The organism is Elusimicrobiota bacterium, assembly GCA_016180815.1.
GTDB lineage: Bacteria > Elusimicrobiota > Elusimicrobia > JACQPE01 > JACQPE01 > JACPAN01.
This window is the reverse complement of record JACPAN010000006.1, coordinates 35,590-50,244: the sequence shown is the minus strand read 5'-3', so window position 1 is coordinate 50,244 and position 14,655 is coordinate 35,590. Positions and strand designations below refer to the sequence as shown.

Below are 14,655 nucleotides of genomic sequence, written 5' to 3'. Positions count from 1 at the left end.
CCAAAGAGGATGTCCTGGATGTAATCCTGACCGATCTGGTTGCCGACCAAATCATCAGGGCTCTTGAACTTGGCTACAAGCGGGACGAGGTAAAGGAGGCCGTTAGGCGCGGATTAGACCACGGCACCCATGAATACTTCGAGCGCCAGCGGGTCATGCATGGAAGAAGTCAAAGACTATAACGCGCTCGAGGCCCTTGAGAAAACCGAAGGGCGCGAGGTTCTTGTCCTCTACTCGCGGCTGGTTCATCGCGTAATCCAAGGCAAATGGGAGGCGGTGGGCAGGGTTGATGAGAAGGGTAATGTCACATACCGGAGGTGCAAACCATGAACGCAGAAAAAGCTGAAGTCGGAAAGAAATATCTTTCCAAGACGGGTGTTCCCATTGTTGTGGTTGGCGCGAAGGGCGACAAAATCCTGGTCAAACTCTTGACCACCGGCAACCAAGTCGATGTGCCCAAGGATTACGAACTCCAACCCTACGATGAGAAGAAAATCACCAGTATTGCTCGCGTCCATCTTAGAACAAATGGTAAGGGAGCGAAGGGCTCCAAGCAGAAAACGGAATCTCTGGCCGCCCTCATTGATCCCTATTTGATCAGCGGCGGCCATACGGTCAAGGAGATTGTGGCCGAACTAGCCAAGAATGCTGGGGACCTTGGCAAAAATAAGGACCTGGGGGCTAACTGTCGGGCCCGCATGGTGTCGTTCAAAAGAAAAGGCTGGCAGGTTCTAAAGGATGACAAGAAGCGGGTCAAGGTCACGCAGATAATACGCGGACGGCATGGACCAGACTCTGAGCATACAGGCTCCAAGGTAAATTGCAATCTCTGCAAGGAGGGAGACGGTGGAAAGCGTTAAAATTCAGTGGGCCAGAAAGAAAATCGAGCAGGCCATTAAACAGGACGGCCCCTATTCGCACAACGTCTGCTCGATGGCGTTGCTGGCGGTGGCCCAGGCAGATGGCAAGGAAGCCGCCAACAAGCTGATTGAGGAATACTGCCTCGACAGGCTTTATCGGATCCAAAAGGTCCAATCCTAACTGGGAGGCATGCCACATGGATTCTATTGCCAAGCTCAAAGAAGCCAAACAACGAATGCGGACAGCCTGCGCCGAGGCGGCGCTGGCCAACACGCCCGCATCCATACGGGTCATCCGAATCAGAAAGACCCTATCGGGCCGAACCTATAGCCCTCAGGTTATTGCGGCACCGCGTCCGGTCACCAGGCGATCTCTCCATATCTTTTTGCACGAGTGCGCCCACATCGCCTTAGGACACGTTAGGGCAAACACAACGCCCCAGTTTGGGCCCACGTTGCCCACGGTTGGCCTTATTCCAGCCCAAATAGCCATAGCTCCAAAGCCCAAACGGAAACCCCGTCATGTGGAGGAGTTTGAAGCCGAACGATGGGCCTTTGACCGTATGCGGGAAGCAGGGATACCGGTTCCAAGGAAATCCCTTAATAGGGCAAAGGGTTATGTGGCCTACAAGATTCGCCAAGCCCAGAGGCGCGGGGCTAAAACAATTGATGCGGCAGCTCTTCGTTGGGCAAAAGGTAACCATGAACTCGGATAATTTGCTTAAAGAATTTATTCGCCATCTCCAGGTGGAGAGGGGATTATCCCCGGCCACCTGGAACACATATCAATATCACCTCCGCGGCTACCTACGGTTCCTGGATGCTAGATACCGAGAGGCTGGGTCATCGACACGCGAGGACATTCTGGCTTACCTTGAGAATCAAAAGGCCGCCGGGCTAAAAGATACCAGTCTCTTTGGCCTGGCCATAGCCATCCGGCAGTTTCACCGTTTTTTACGTTCCGAAAGCCACGCCGCTACAGACCCCACCGCTGGTATGCGACTGCCCAAATTCAAACAGCGCCTGCCGGAGCCCCTAAGCGTTGTGGAAATCGAAAAATTATTGAGCAATCCCGGCGTCAAGTTTAATGCGATCCGAAACCATGCCATGCTGGAAACGATGTATGCCACCGGGGTAAGGGTATCGGAGCTGATTGGCCTAAAGATTGACCAGGTCAATCTCGAAGAAGGCTGGCTCCGCGTATTGGGCAAAGGGGGTCGTGAGCGCTGCGTACCCTTTGGGAATAAGGCCAAGGACGCCCTCCTTCGCTACCTGGAGGCGCGAACGAAGCGGTTTTCCCTACCCCAGGATACCCTGTTTCTTAATTCGAGGGGCCAGGGGCTAACCCGTGGTGGTTTTTGGTGGCAATTGAAAAGAATGGCGCGCCGGAGTGGCATCCCCGGGCGAGTAACGCCGCACGTCGTTCGGCACAGCGCCGCGACGGCAATGCTTGAGGGTGGGGCCTCGATCCGGGTAATCCAAGAGATGTTGGGCCACTCGAATCTCTCCACAACGATACAACGGTACGCGCATGTCTCGCCGGAGTTTCTTCGCCGCGCCTGCGAGAAGGCGCATCCAAGATTCTAAACACTGAGCGAAAACAAAACAAGCCGACGAAAATTTTCACTTTATCTATTAAACTGGTATATATTGATTAGGCTCTAAAAAATTATGATCGGCACCTATCTTCTTCAAGACATCGCCATTGTCATGGCCATTGCTGCGGCCATGACTCTTTTGTGTCATCGGCTTAAGCAACCGGCCGTTATAGGCTATCTGTTGGCCGGCTTAATCATCGGCCCACATACACCTCCTTTTGCCCTGGTTCAAGACTTAGGCAGCATTCATACGATGGCAGAACTGGGCTTGGTCTTCCTGATGTTCGCTCTGGGTCTTGAGTTTAATTTGCCCAAATTACGCAAAGTAGGTTTGCGGGCAGCTCTGGCAGCCACCCTGGAGATACTGGGCATGCTTTGGATCGGCTTTGAGCTTGGGCAATTTTTTGGCTGGAGCCGCATGGACAGCATTTTTCTAGGCGCCATTCTTTCCATCAGCAGCACCACAATTATTATCAAGGTCTTCATGGATCTAAACATGATGAAGGCTGAGGTGGCGCAGACGGTGTTCGGCATTCTCATCCTAGAGGATATTGTGGCCGTGGCCATTCTTTCTATTCTTTCCGGCCTCGGCTACCAAACTGGCAACGGGCCGGCCACCGCTATCTCTGCCTTGCTTAAGGTTGGTTTCTTCGTGGTTCTGTTCTTAACTCTGGGACTCATGATCGTTCCCCGTTTCTTGCAATGGGTGGGCCGCTTCAAAAACCGCGAGGCGATGGGCATCGTGACGTTGGGACTATGTCTTGGGGGCGCTTTGCTTGCAGCCCGATTCGGATTCTCAATCGCCCTGGGAGCCTTTTTAACGGGAGCCATCATCGCCGCCTCCAAAGAGATATTCCAGATTGAGGAGTGGATTGGCCCCATCAGGGACATGTTTAGCGCCCTCTTTTTTGTCTCCGCCGGAATGCTCATTGAACCACGGATGCTCTGGGATTACAGGTGGCCAATTTTGGCCGTAACCCTGGCCACGCTTCTGGGCAAAGCGGCCAGCGGCGCAATCGGTTCTTTTCTTGCGGGCCATGATCTTAAAACATCGTTTAAGATCGGAGTAAGCTTGGCGCAGATCGGGGAATTTTCCTTTGTCATTGCGAGCCTTGGCGCAACGCACAAAATCACAAGCCCTTTCCTTTACCCTCTTGCCATAGCTGTTTCCTCGCTCACCGCCTTATTCACTCCCTATTTAATCCGCAACGCCGAGCCTTTGGTAGAAAACCTGATGAAAATAATGCCAGCCCGGGTTCAGTCAGGCTTGGAGTGCTATCAAGCCTGGGTCGACAAGCTCCAGCGGGAAAAAATATCTTCCCCGGAGACGGCCATTCTCTCGCGCTACTTGATTCGGTTGATCGTCTATGGAACGGCTCTTTTGGGAATTCTTTTTGGTCTTCAGATTGTTTCCAAAGCCCTGGAAATTTCTATCGGTCCGGAAGGAAGCCTGGTAGTGGCTCTATTTGCGCTTTGGCTGGCTTCTGCCGTTTTGCTGTTGCCTCTGTTCGCGGCGATCTCCAAATACGCCAACCACCTTATTCTTCTTTTGGTGACTCGCGGACTTGCCGCAAGAGAGCCTTCCAGGATTCTTAAGTATCTGGACATTCGCCTTTTCTACAACATCCTCCACTTAATCACCATGTGCCTATTGGGACTGATTCTCTTGTTGATCTCTGCTTCCTTTTTAACATCTCTCTATCAGCTAATGGCTGTTGCCTTGGTCATGACAGTTTCGACCTACCTCATGAGAAGCCCAATCGAGCGAGCCAAGGAGCGGTTGGAAAAACTACTGGATGAAATCCTGGGCTTGGCCACCAGCGAGCCTACGCGCCAAGCCATCTTGATGATGGCTGGTGAAAAATCGCTCTTCTATGATTTGACGGAGCAGGTGGTTCTTTCAAAAAATTCCTCGGTGGTAGGAAAAACGATCAAAGCTATCGGCGTCAGGGAGAAAACAGGAGCCAGCATCGTCGCCATCTACAGCCAAGGAACGCATATCGCCAATCCTGAAGCGGATCTAGAATTATTGCCCAATGACGTTCTTGTTCTTTTGGGAAATGCCGAACAAAGGCAGAAAGCCAAAGAACTGCTGGGCTAATTCGGACAATCCGCTTGCCGTCTAGCATCCTACGCAGTGCTTCGGGTGCCAGCCGGGGCCCCACAGGGGCCCAGCGTGCTAGAAAAACCTGGCCTTCTGAATGCGATTGAGACTCTCATTCTTATGCAACCGCTCGTCAAGGCCAATGTTACGGAATAGATCGGCGACTGACTTAAAGTCCCCGTAGTCCTGCTTAAAATCGCTGTCGAAAGGCTCGGCCTCAAGAGGAGGATTCTCTTTTACGAACTCCATGTATTCATGTTCGGCGTGGTCCTCAAAGTCCGCGTTAAGTGAATAGCTCCAGGCCGGCTTCATCACGTAGAGCAGCCAGCTTACGTGGTAGTAAAAGAAAGCGATAAACTGGGGCAAGAGGCGGTAGAGAAAGAAATTCTCGCGGATGCCTTTTTTCTGCGTTATCTCTTCCAGGATCAACAGGTGCCACTGCTCGTTATCCTGCTGGTCGCGCGATTCCTTGACGAATTCAAAGATGCGACGGGCAAAGCCGGGCGTGCCGTAGGTATGGGTCATGGCGATGTAGGCCACATGCTCCCAGGATTGATAGGGAACGCGCGCGATGACCTCAAGCACTTTGAATTTAGAAAGCGTCCGGGTTCGGCCGTAAACAATATCCATACCTATAAACAACATCTTGGCTAAAAGGCCGTATGATCTTCGCGGGGAATTCAGCGTTTTGTTCTGCTCGGCTTGGAAATCTTTAATCGTCATTTCTCTGGCGCGTAGCCCGTATAGGCGACAAGCTCTTTCTTCTTGGGCCGCGGCAGCCTCTTGATCTTAGCCTCTCGAATCAAAGCCTGGGACCGGGTCAGGCTATTTTCCCTGTAAACCAGCTCCACCGGTAAATGGGTGCGCGTGTAAGCGGCCCCTTTGCCTTTGCCGTGCTGTTTGATGCGTGCGTCCACGTCCTTGGCGATTCCCGTGTAAAGCGTGCCGTCCCCGCAACGAAGAACATAGACCGACCACTCCCGCTTGCGGCCTTTCTTCATACCCCGGATCATCTTGATGTATTTGGCAGTCATACGTTCGAGTTCCGCCGGAAACAATCCACGGTGTGGTCATTGACCATGCCCACGGCCTGCATGTGGGCATACACGACCGTCGGCCCTAAAAATTTGAATCCTCTCGCCTTCATATCCTTGGCCCAGGTCTGGGCCTCAGGGATGCTGACGGGATAATCTTTGAGCGTGCGCAATTTGTGGACAATGGTATTTTCTTTGACCCAAGACCACATGTATTTGGAAAACGCGCCGAATTCCTTGCGTACTTCGATAAAGCGGCTTGCATTATGAATGGCGGCGCTGATTTTAGCCCGGTTGCGGATGATGCCCGCGTCTTGGACCAGCCGCGCCTCTTCGCGCGCCGTAAAGCGCGCCACTTTGTTGAAATCAAAATTAGCGAATGCCTTACGGAAATTTTGCCGCTTGTAGAGCACTGTTTTCCAAGAGAGCCCGGCCTGGAACGCCTCCAAAATTAAATATTCGAAAATTTTCCGGTCCTCATAAACTGGCACGCCCCACTCCTGGTCGTGGTAACGCAACATAAGCTCGTCATTCGCTGGCCAGGGGCAACGCTTGATTTTTGCCGGCGCATGCGTACTCATTAGCGGCTCCTAAGACTGATTACCCTAAAATTACCACCGCCAAGGAATAAATACCCGGCCATGACAATGGCTCCGATTCCAAGCAGTAAAAGCGGAATACCGATGGCGGCTCCGATGATGGAAATGGTCAACAAGGCGCCAACGGCGCTCAAAATAAGACCAGCAATCCCAATCATTAGGCTAAGCAACGCCCGGGACTTAAACCGCGTCCACCAGGATGGTTTTTTCTCATAGCCGACAACTTCAGGTTCAATAACCTCAGGCTCTGGATGATATTGGGCGGGTAGATTGTCCATCAGATTCATCCCTTGGCGATTCCTATGGCCAAAGAGAGCCAGCCTGCCAAAAGCAGAAGGCCGCCGATTGGGGTGACCGCTCCCCAAGCCTTGACGCCGGTGGTTGCCAGAAGATAAAGGCTTGCCGAAAAAATCAAGACTCCCGCAAAAAACAGCCATCCAGATAAACGGATTAAGAGATAGGGATATTGGGCAGCAATCCAGGCTATAATCAACAGGGCAAGAGCATGGATCAGGTGGTATTTAACCCCCGTCTCAAACACCGCCAGCATCTCCGGGGACAAGCCGCGCTCATGTTTTTTTAAGAAACCACGAGCAATATTCGCAGCCGTGGTTAGCAGATGGCTCGCTTTGATTGAGCAATGCAATGGCCGCGCGAAACGTTTCCCTGGCGCGCTCCGGATCCGCCGATAGCCTTATGGGTTGGATTTCAAAATGAACTTGTCCGTTTTCCTTTACGGTCTTGGGCGAATAGTAAAGCAGGTAAGCGAAATCGGCCGGCGGTAGACTGTTTTCTTTTAGAAGCAGGGCGTAGCAATCTATCTGGTTTTGGTAATAAAGCGTTGCGGCCTCTTCGGTGGTCGGCGACCCCTTTGTCTTGTAATCGAAGGGTATATATAGGCCGTCTTTGACCAACAGGTCATCAAGGGCTCCGCTTAACACCGAACCCGATTTCCGATCCTCGTATCTTAGCCCAGTCCTCCAGTTGCGCCACTTATCCAGCTTTGCTTGGTCTGGGAAAAGGCCAATGCCGTCAAAATTTCCCTTGGCGAATTCTTGGGGAAGAGTGTTCTTCAAGCGGAAGCCGTCCATGTAGATTTTGATCACGCGATCCATGCCTCCTGGCAAGGATGGAAAAATGCCGCGAGGCCGTTTAATGCTCTTGACCTTCTCCATCCAAAAACAGCGCGCGCAATCTCGGAAAAGATTGAGCGTGCTGGGCGATAAGAGGTGCCTCAAGGACGCCCCGGATTTCATTGCCGTTTATACCTTCACGGGAACAATACACTGTGGATCGTCGTTCTGCGGCGAATTCACAATGGTCGAGACTTCGTACGCACCCATTTCCTTCGACGAATAAGGTGCCAGCAATGGCAGAAGTTTCGAGGTATCTTTTAGGTCCGGATCTAACCACATCTCCTCATCTTTTTGCCGCAAGATAACCGGCATCCGATTGTGGATGGGGCGCATAAAATCGTTGGGTTCGGTGGTGATTATCGTGAACGAACGAAGCTCGCTGCCATCCGGTTTCTTCCAGACGTCCCAAAGGCCGGCGAATGCGAAAGGCTCCTTGTTTTTGAGCATAATTCGCATGGGAATTTTTCTCTTGATGCCGTCGATCTTGCGCCATTCGTAAAAACCATCCGCCAAAACCAAGCAGCGCTTACGCTCAAAGGACTTCTTGAAGGTTGATTTCTGCGTGAGCGTTTCCGCCCGGGCATTGATCATCTTGTAGCCGACGGCCTCCTCCCTGGCCCAGAAGGGAACAAGACCCCAACGAGTATGCTTGCAAAGCTTGATTTCCTCCCAGATCACGATGGGCGCTTCCTGGCCGGGAGCGATGTTGTACCTGGGTTTAAAATTTATCTTCTCATCTTCAAAACAAAAATGATCCGCCAATTCCTCAATGTCAGCGGTTTGGGAATAGCGTCCGCACATTTTAATTGACAACTGCTAGATTCGAAGATGCTTGAGGCAATAAGAATGATAATACAGGCGAAGGATTGTTTTTTGGGTAAACCACGGCTACCTTATGCCTTGCTCGTGAAATTGCCACTCGTAAAACTCTACGGCTGTTCCAGTAGGGCTGACGATCTCCTCGGAGAGTAATTCTGTGAGGATCATAAAGTCCATCAAAAATTACCATACCGTCATACTCGCGCCCCTTGCATTTATGCATGGTCATAAGGATGCGGCCGAAAGGTTTTTTGAAACGGTCCGCAATCCGATCTTGGACTAACCATCTCCTGAAAGGATCAAGCATGCCCAAATAGCCACGATTATCCTTATAAAACTCGGATACTTTTCCAGTAATCTTGTCTCCCATCCGGCACGGCGGCTTAAATCTGATGTACTGGGTAATGGGCGAGAGATAGCTGTCTTTGCATTGAGATAAGGCTTGCAATGTTCTATCAACATCTTCTGTGGGATTGCCTGACCAGGGTATGGAGCCAATTTTATTCAAGCAGTCCGTTATTTTTTTGGGCGTTTGGGTAGCTCGCGGGATTTGCCCAGTATTTAACATTGAACTCCACCGAAGTAGCTTATCGGCTTGTTGATTAGCTGATTTCGAATTTCTGTATTTATAGAAATCTGCCATTGTTTGCATAAGAGCGGCTATCTTGGAATTTATCCCGTCGCCACCGGCAAATTCCATAAAGCGCGCCAGCGTCTTCCAGGAATGCATTAAGGCATTGTCATCCACCAAAATATCATGACGTAACACGAAATTTGCCGTTGGTGTTTTTTTAGACAACCAATCGGAGATTATCTGGACGGTATCATTGCTGGCGGCCACTATCGCTACCGAGGGCCTGGGAATACCATTGTCTTGCGCTATTTTTTTCTCCAGGTCAACCACGGCCCTCTTCAACACAACCCCACATTGATTTTGATACTGGTAAGTATTAAAAAGCACGTTTCCATTCATCGTCACCCGCACCGAAGGATCAAGCACATAAGAAGCGATCTGTGACACGGTGCTTTGGGGGCTTCTGAAATTATCCCCAGCAAGATCAATTACGTGGGGGTTTCTTGTCTGCCGAAGAATCTCGATTCTTTTTTCAGTTACACCAGGACGGAAATCGTAGATGCGTTGGTGTGGGTCCGCCAAACAGACCAATTGGCCCCCTTGTGTCATGGTGTTAATCAAGTCCCATTCCGTGTCATCGGTGTCCTGGAATTCGTCCACAATGACCAGTGGATATTTGTGTCTAAAAACTTCAGCTATGGATCGGGACCGCCCCAGCAGTTCCTTGGCGAAGACCACTAGCAAATTAAAGGTGACCATCCCAGTTTCTCTGGCAACACGTCGCATATCTTGATTATCATTAATGTTTTCATCTTCTGGCGGGAAAATACCGATGGGAAGTTTTGCCCCAAGGAGACCGCCGTAACATTTCAGTAATTCAAAACACAGCGAATGAAAGGTGCGAACTTGAAGTTTTTTCCGATCTTGCAACGATAAACTAATATCGGCGGCATTTTGAATTTGATAAACAGCACTGTTTGAAAAGCTCAAGAAAAGAACTCTCTGATGATCTTCAAGACCGTTGGCTACCCGATGGCGAGCCTTCAATAATCCCACCGTTGTTTTTCCTGCGCCCGGGCTACCCAAAACCAGCAAATCCTTGTTGCTTTCAATAACTTGCTGCTGTCCCGCAGAGAGTTTCATAGCTCCAATGGAGAATCGTCCGGTGCAGCGGATTCGGAATTGTTCACAAACGTTTCAATTTCCTTTAGAAATTCACAGATTTGTGTTGGTAAATTTTCTGGGGGGACGAGATCAAGCAACCTCGCCGTGTATCCTGCCCCTTTCCTGGCCTTCAGAATTTCAGTCACAAGTTTTCTTTTCTCTTCTTCCGAGGACGCTTGAGGAATAGAAATATGTTGGGGATAATCTGACCAACTTTGGCACTCAGTTAAAAACTGATTGATAACCCCCAGGGGTAATTCTCCACAAATTAATTCTTCAATTCCCGCACACTGATGGTCCTTTGCGATATCAAAAGCTGATTGAATCTCCTGCTTATGATTTGCGTCCTTCTGATTGTCGTAGAAGGCGAATGATTTTATTCCCAAAGACTTAAAAAAAGAGCCGAACTTGGGAAGGCTTCCGTCGCCTCCGACTTCAATTACCGCAATTCCCAACACGTCAGGCGAGGAATATGACGGATCCGCCTCGCTCATTTTTCTTGAAGCAATGACAAGAGCGGACTGGTCGGAAGGCCCCTCTACGGCAAGAATTCCTTTACTCAATAATCCTTCGGCAAATCGGATCCGAAATTCTCGATGGAGAGTTTTTTGTTTAATGGTTGAATTTTCTGGGATAGGAGAAGCGCGGAGAGTGTCCGTTCCATCTCGCTGAATCACGAATAAATCATTAGGAATGAACGATTCGGCGACATAAGGGGAATGGCTTGTAAAAAGGCATTGGTTGCTTTTTTTCTTGAGCTGTTCAACGATCTTTCTCTGCGTATAAGGGGGCAGTGCAATTTCAGGCTCCTCCATCGCAAAAATAACGTTATGGTCGTTCTCAGCCTTAAGATCCGCAATGAAGGTTAACAGTGCCAATACAAAAACATTCGCTGCACCGTGGCCGATATTTTGAAAAGGAACCAAAGTATCATTCGTGCGCGACGCCACGAAAAGGGACGCTGTTTTTCGCAAGCTTTCCCGTGTCAATTTCGTAACTTGGAACTCTGACGCCTTGCCTGCCCGTTTAATGGGAATGTAGTGATTGACTTGATTCTCGATTGAATTCAATATTGACCTAAAATCGGCGTCTTGATCTAAAGTCGGGCCAATCTTTCTTAAGACGTCGAGCACGCGCTCCCAAGTTCCTGGGCGCACTTCTTTCAATTGGAGGACGATATCCAATAACGACCCTCTTTCTAGCGTGAGGGCTCGGGCGCCTGTTCGCAATGACCTCAAAAACAAGAAACCGAATTCACGCTTATGCTTGCTGGTAACCAATTCAGGCTCTTCGTGCGATTCAACAGGCGGATGTGAAAAATACGTTGTGGCTATAAATTCATCTTCTTCGGGGTCGTACCTCCCCCTGAAAGCTATCCTCAAAGCCGGCTCAATCGCTTCTTCATCGGTTTCTTCTGGTGAAACTTCCGAGGAACTGAGTAGTCGGTTTTCATTTTTATTCCAAAACTCAAGGTGGCTAAAAAATGTAGTTTTTTCCCTTTTGGTCAGGGCGATGAATACGCATTCGATTTTGATCTCGATTGGTTTCTTTTCGGCGTCCAGATACTTACTACGATAAAAATCGTGTTCGTTAATTGCGTCGGGACTGCGTAGGCGTTCTGGTCCTAAAAGCAAATCCAAAGATTCTAAGATCGTTGACTTTCCAACGCTATTTGGTCCAACAAATAGGTTGTGCTTGGTAAAATTAAGGTCTGCGCGGTAAATTCCTCTAAAATTTTCGATCTTGAAATTGCGAATAATCATTATTCAAATCGACAAATCTTGAGTCATACCTCATCTGCCGAGACGGCGACTGCGAAGGGGACTCCGAGGGCCTCAAAGTGGCGCTGGCCGCAACGGACCTTGTCGGCCTCGCTGGTTCGCAGTCTTAGATAATCTCGGTTCGCTTTAGTTTCGCGCACCAGGTATAGCGTATCGGAATCTTGTTTGACGATAGCCCAATCAGGATTGTATGTGCCTAGTGGCGTGTCAATCTTAAACCAGTTTGGCAGCTTCACGAATAACTTAATGTCTTCACGAGAATCTAGTTGGCGAGCGAATTCACGTTCTATTTCCGCATCGTAAACCACATATTCATACACCGAATTATTGACCTGGATGGCCGTCAGATAGTTAATGAGTTCTTCATTCTTAAAAAGCAGCATTTCCCATTCAGCTTCCGAGCCGTTGCCGTCAATGCGGTCATATTTAATGCCATCCACCAGCAGACGATGGAGTTCGTACTTAAGCACGTTGGCGACGGCGTCCATGAATCGTTGGGGGTTGTTGAAAAATTCTGGAAGCCTGCCAGAACTATTCAGGATTCGCACAAGTGTTGACCGCGTAAGCTCCGTTTCATTTTGTAGGTAGGCCAACAAATCAGGAACGGGGCGGCTGCCGTAGTCAGCGCGTTCCTCTGCCACGCTAGAAGCCGTAGCGGTCACGCCGCCTTTTTTTAAGTCCAGCTGTCCAGCGCTGACCCTAATGCGTGGCTTCTCAATCGGTTCCATGCGTTTTAACCCATCCACCGCGCGCTGGACCAACGTCTCGGTGGCAAACTCGACACGGTATGTTGTCTTCGGTTTAATGCGGTTCCAGAGCTCTTGAAATTCGGGAGTAAGCGTGACTTCTTTCTTGAGGCGATTTGACCCCTCATCCCGTTCTTGACGGATATGACGCTCGATTTGATAGGCAGACAGTAAATCTATAACGGCTGGCGTAAGTTCCCTGTGTTCTTTAGGCAGCTCTAGCTTAAAATCCTTTTTCTTGGGATCAAACGCCGGCTGGATCCGGCCAGCATCATCAAGCATTTTCTGTTGTACCAAGGATTCACAGATAGATTCCGCGGCCTGGCGGCCGACCGGCTGTTCTTTTCCATCTACGACATGGATTAGTTTCGCAAACGCGGTTATCGGCACTTTGCCAAAGGTAACGCCGCAATCCTCCTCATATTCTTCCTGTAATGTGCGGGCAAAATCCTCGTAGCTTTCATTCGCCATTACATAGAGCTTGTTAACCGATTCATCAAATACTCGCAAGCCATTTTGATCTACCGGCAATCGAAGTCCACGGCCGATCTCTTGACGCTTTTTAAGCGCGCTTCTGGTTTCATTTAAGGTGCAAATCTGGAATACATTGGGATTGTCCCAGCCCTCCCGCAGCGCCGAATGGCTAAAAATAAAACGTAAGGGCTCATCCAAAGAAAGAAGCCGCTCTTTATCTTTCATGATCAAGTTATAAACCGCATCATCTGCCTGAGTGTCGCCGCTCGTGTCTTTCAGGACCCCTTTTCTATCTTGAGCAAAGTATCCATTGTGGAGTTTATCCATCGGCTCCTTGAGCCAGGCTAGGCCACGGAAGCGATCCTCCCTGGCCAACGCTGCCAGTTCAGCTTCAAATGTTTCTGCAAACTTGCCCTTAACTGGTTTTCCTGAATCGTCATAATCACGATAATTGGAAACCCGGTCAACAAAGAAAAGACTTAAAACCTTAATTCCTCGCGCCTGGAGTTGGTGTTCCTTTTCCAAGTGGCGCTTGATGGTGTGTTTGATTTGAGCGCGCCAGACGTCATCGCGCAGTCCGCCTATTTCTTGACCGAGACGCAGGGTCTTACCGTTGATAAAGCGAACGCACTCGTTGCCTGGCTCGGCGTTAATTTCCGTAATCGAATATCCTTGGGCGTAATTGGCGCGTTCATTTGAGAGCACAAATAGGTCTGCGCCATTTTTGACTGTAACCATCTTCTCCTTTGGCCCTTCAGACGTTTGCACATGGATGCGGAGTTTAGCTTTGATTCCATTTTTATAATCAACTTTTTCAACCCGCACAAAAGCATCATTGGCCGCTCCTTGGGCCGCAGCGCTGGCTACCACAATCTGTTTGACCAGCTTAAGCTCAAAAGCGCGAATGGGATCAAGCCGGTAGACCAGGTTGTAAGGATTTATATGCGTGGCCGAATAGCGTAAAGTGCAAAGAGGGTTTAACGCCTTTATTGCCTCTTGAGCCTTATCCGTACTATCCACGCTCTGAGGCTCATCGATGATGACGATGGGACGCGCGGCTTGAACAAACTCAATAGGCTGGCGGCCAGAGAGCTTGTCGCTTTCTTTGTAAATGACGTTGCTTTTACGCTCCTCCTCGGTGCCGGTAAAATTTTTACGGAAAGCATCAATATTGATGATCAAAATCTGTAATGTATTGCTCGTGGCAAATTGACGCAGGCGGTTGACTTTTTTCGCGTCGTAGACGAAATGCTCAAAAGGGATATTGTTATACAGGGTGCGGAAATGCTCGGCCGTAATCTCGATATTTTTAAGCACTCCCTCTCGGATGGCCACGCTTGGCACCACGATGATAAATTTCTGGAAGCCATAGCGCCGGGATAGCTCAAATATGGTCCGGAGATAAACGTATGTCTTTCCTGTTCCTGTCTCCATCTCAACCGAAAAATGAGGGCAACGCCGCGCTTGGTTGATGGAACTATCAAAAACATCCCATGCTTCCAGAGGCACTTTTGGGTCGTTTATTTCTATGTCGTTATGCGTCTGAATCGCACGAGTATTTGAAAGGAGTTTTTCCTCTGCCAGTAGCAACCGATTCCCAACCCCAAGCTCCGTGCGCTGTTGCCCTTCAAAGAGAATTCCTAAGTCTCCCATCTTAATAACAGCGTACTCTGGCGCGCCCTGCGGCTGGCCGTCGAAAAGAGATGTTATGGCGGCTACGGCATCAAGCTGAAATGCCTGATTGGCATCAAACTGTAATTTCATGT

General features: G+C 49.7%; 15 protein-coding genes. 5 read left to right on the top strand and 10 right to left on the bottom strand.

Annotated features, from left to right (window positions below):
- Positions 1-129: 129 nt before the first annotated feature.
- From HYT79_02690 to HYT79_02670, 5 genes are all read left to right on the top strand, one after another.
- Positions 130-330, top strand: a complete 201-nt coding sequence (locus HYT79_02690) for a hypothetical protein (GenBank protein ID MBI2069482.1) — start codon at positions 130-132, stop codon at positions 328-330.
- Positions 327-860: a hypothetical protein gene (locus HYT79_02685; protein MBI2069481.1), complete on the top strand. Its 534-nt coding sequence runs from the start codon at positions 327-329 to the stop codon at positions 858-860. Before HYT79_02690 ends, HYT79_02685 begins: the two co-directional genes overlap by 4 nt.
- Positions 847-1,041, top strand: a complete 195-nt coding sequence (locus HYT79_02680; protein MBI2069480.1) for a hypothetical protein — start codon at positions 847-849, stop codon at positions 1,039-1,041. Before HYT79_02685 ends, HYT79_02680 begins: the two co-directional genes overlap by 14 nt.
- A 485-nt stretch (positions 1,042-1,526) precedes the next feature.
- The gene (locus HYT79_02675) at positions 1,527-2,447 is read left to right on the top strand and encodes a tyrosine recombinase (GenBank protein MBI2069479.1); all 921 of its coding nucleotides are present in this window, start codon (positions 1,527-1,529) and stop codon (positions 2,445-2,447) included.
- 84 nt (positions 2,448-2,531) lie between these two features.
- Complete coding sequence (locus tag HYT79_02670) at positions 2,532-4,559, top strand: cation:proton antiporter (protein MBI2069478.1); 2,028 nt, start codon at positions 2,532-2,534, stop codon at positions 4,557-4,559.
- Positions 4,560-4,637: 78 nt separating this feature from the next.
- Here HYT79_02670 and HYT79_02665 read toward each other — a convergent pair whose 3' ends face one another.
- The 10 genes from HYT79_02665 to HYT79_02620 all read right to left on the bottom strand — a co-directional run bounded on the left by HYT79_02665 (position 4,638) and on the right by HYT79_02620 (position 14,653).
- Positions 4,638-5,285, bottom strand: a complete 648-nt coding sequence (locus HYT79_02665; protein MBI2069477.1) for a hypothetical protein — start codon at positions 5,283-5,285, stop codon at positions 4,638-4,640.
- Positions 5,282-5,563 carry a GIY-YIG nuclease family protein gene (locus HYT79_02660; GenBank protein MBI2069476.1) on the bottom strand — a complete coding sequence of 94 codons (282 nt, stop codon included), beginning with the start codon at positions 5,561-5,563 and terminating at the stop codon, positions 5,282-5,284. Before HYT79_02660 ends, HYT79_02665 begins: the two co-directional genes overlap by 4 nt.
- A gap of 29 nt (positions 5,564-5,592) precedes the next feature.
- Entirely contained in the window at positions 5,593-6,177 is a 585-nt protein-coding gene (locus HYT79_02655) for a DNA-3-methyladenine glycosylase I (protein ID MBI2069475.1), read from the bottom strand.
- Entirely contained in the window at positions 6,177-6,473 is a 297-nt protein-coding gene (locus tag HYT79_02650) for a hypothetical protein (protein MBI2069474.1), read from the bottom strand. Before HYT79_02650 ends, HYT79_02655 begins: the two co-directional genes overlap by 1 nt.
- A 5-nt stretch (positions 6,474-6,478) precedes the next feature.
- The gene (locus HYT79_02645; protein ID MBI2069473.1) at positions 6,479-6,745 is read right to left on the bottom strand and encodes a DUF423 domain-containing protein; all 267 of its coding nucleotides are present in this window, start codon (positions 6,743-6,745) and stop codon (positions 6,479-6,481) included.
- A gap of 19 nt (positions 6,746-6,764) precedes the next feature.
- Complete coding sequence (locus HYT79_02640; GenBank protein ID MBI2069472.1) at positions 6,765-7,310, bottom strand: PD-(D/E)XK nuclease family protein; 546 nt, start codon at positions 7,308-7,310, stop codon at positions 6,765-6,767.
- Positions 7,311-7,457: 147 nt separating this feature from the next.
- Entirely contained in the window at positions 7,458-8,132 is a 675-nt protein-coding gene (locus tag HYT79_02635; protein ID MBI2069471.1) for an SOS response-associated peptidase, read from the bottom strand.
- Between the two features lies 1 nt (position 8,133).
- On the bottom strand, positions 8,134-9,867 hold the full coding sequence (locus HYT79_02630; protein ID MBI2069470.1) for an ATP-dependent helicase: 1,734 nt from the start codon (positions 9,865-9,867) through the stop codon (positions 8,134-8,136).
- Positions 9,864-11,651 (bottom strand): AAA family ATPase, encoded by a 1,788-nt coding sequence (locus tag HYT79_02625; protein ID MBI2069469.1) that lies wholly within the window; start codon positions 11,649-11,651, stop codon positions 9,864-9,866. The genes HYT79_02630 and HYT79_02625 overlap by 4 nt, the downstream gene beginning before the upstream one ends.
- A 23-nt stretch (positions 11,652-11,674) precedes the next feature.
- Complete coding sequence (locus HYT79_02620; protein MBI2069468.1) at positions 11,675-14,653, bottom strand: DEAD/DEAH box helicase family protein; 2,979 nt, start codon at positions 14,651-14,653, stop codon at positions 11,675-11,677.
- Positions 14,654-14,655 lie beyond the last annotated feature (2 nt).

What these genes read in the sequence shown, in the direction of transcription:
- HYT79_02690 (MBI2069482.1), top strand. Translation starts at nt 130, where the DNA reads ATGAATACTTCGAGCGCCAGCGGGTCATGCATGGAAGAAGTCAAAGAC.
- HYT79_02685 (MBI2069481.1), top strand. Translation starts at nt 327, where the DNA reads ATGAACGCAGAAAAAGCTGAAGTCGGAAAGAAATATCTTTCCAAGACG.
- HYT79_02670 (MBI2069478.1), top strand. Translation starts at nt 2,532, where the DNA reads ATGATCGGCACCTATCTTCTTCAAGACATCGCCATTGTCATGGCCATT.
- HYT79_02665 (MBI2069477.1), bottom strand. Translation starts at nt 5,285, where the DNA reads ATGACGATTAAAGATTTCCAAGCCGAGCAGAACAAAACGCTGAATTCC.
- HYT79_02660 (MBI2069476.1), bottom strand. Translation starts at nt 5,563, where the DNA reads ATGAAGAAAGGCCGCAAGCGGGAGTGGTCGGTCTATGTTCTTCGTTGC.
- HYT79_02655 (MBI2069475.1), bottom strand. Translation starts at nt 6,177, where the DNA reads ATGAGTACGCATGCGCCGGCAAAAATCAAGCGTTGCCCCTGGCCAGCG.
- HYT79_02650 (MBI2069474.1), bottom strand. Translation starts at nt 6,473, where the DNA reads ATGGACAATCTACCCGCCCAATATCATCCAGAGCCTGAGGTTATTGAA.
- HYT79_02645 (MBI2069473.1), bottom strand. Translation starts at nt 6,745, where the DNA reads ATGCTGGCGGTGTTTGAGACGGGGGTTAAATACCACCTGATCCATGCT.
- HYT79_02640 (MBI2069472.1), bottom strand. Translation starts at nt 7,310, where the DNA reads ATGGATCGCGTGATCAAAATCTACATGGACGGCTTCCGCTTGAAGAAC.
- HYT79_02635 (MBI2069471.1), bottom strand. Translation starts at nt 8,132, where the DNA reads ATGTGCGGACGCTATTCCCAAACCGCTGACATTGAGGAATTGGCGGAT.
- HYT79_02630 (MBI2069470.1), bottom strand. Translation starts at nt 9,867, where the DNA reads ATGAAACTCTCTGCGGGACAGCAGCAAGTTATTGAAAGCAACAAGGAT.
- HYT79_02625 (MBI2069469.1), bottom strand. Translation starts at nt 11,651, where the DNA reads ATGATTATTCGCAATTTCAAGATCGAAAATTTTAGAGGAATTTACCGC.
- HYT79_02620 (MBI2069468.1), bottom strand. Translation starts at nt 14,653, where the DNA reads ATGAAATTACAGTTTGATGCCAATCAGGCATTTCAGCTTGATGCCGTA.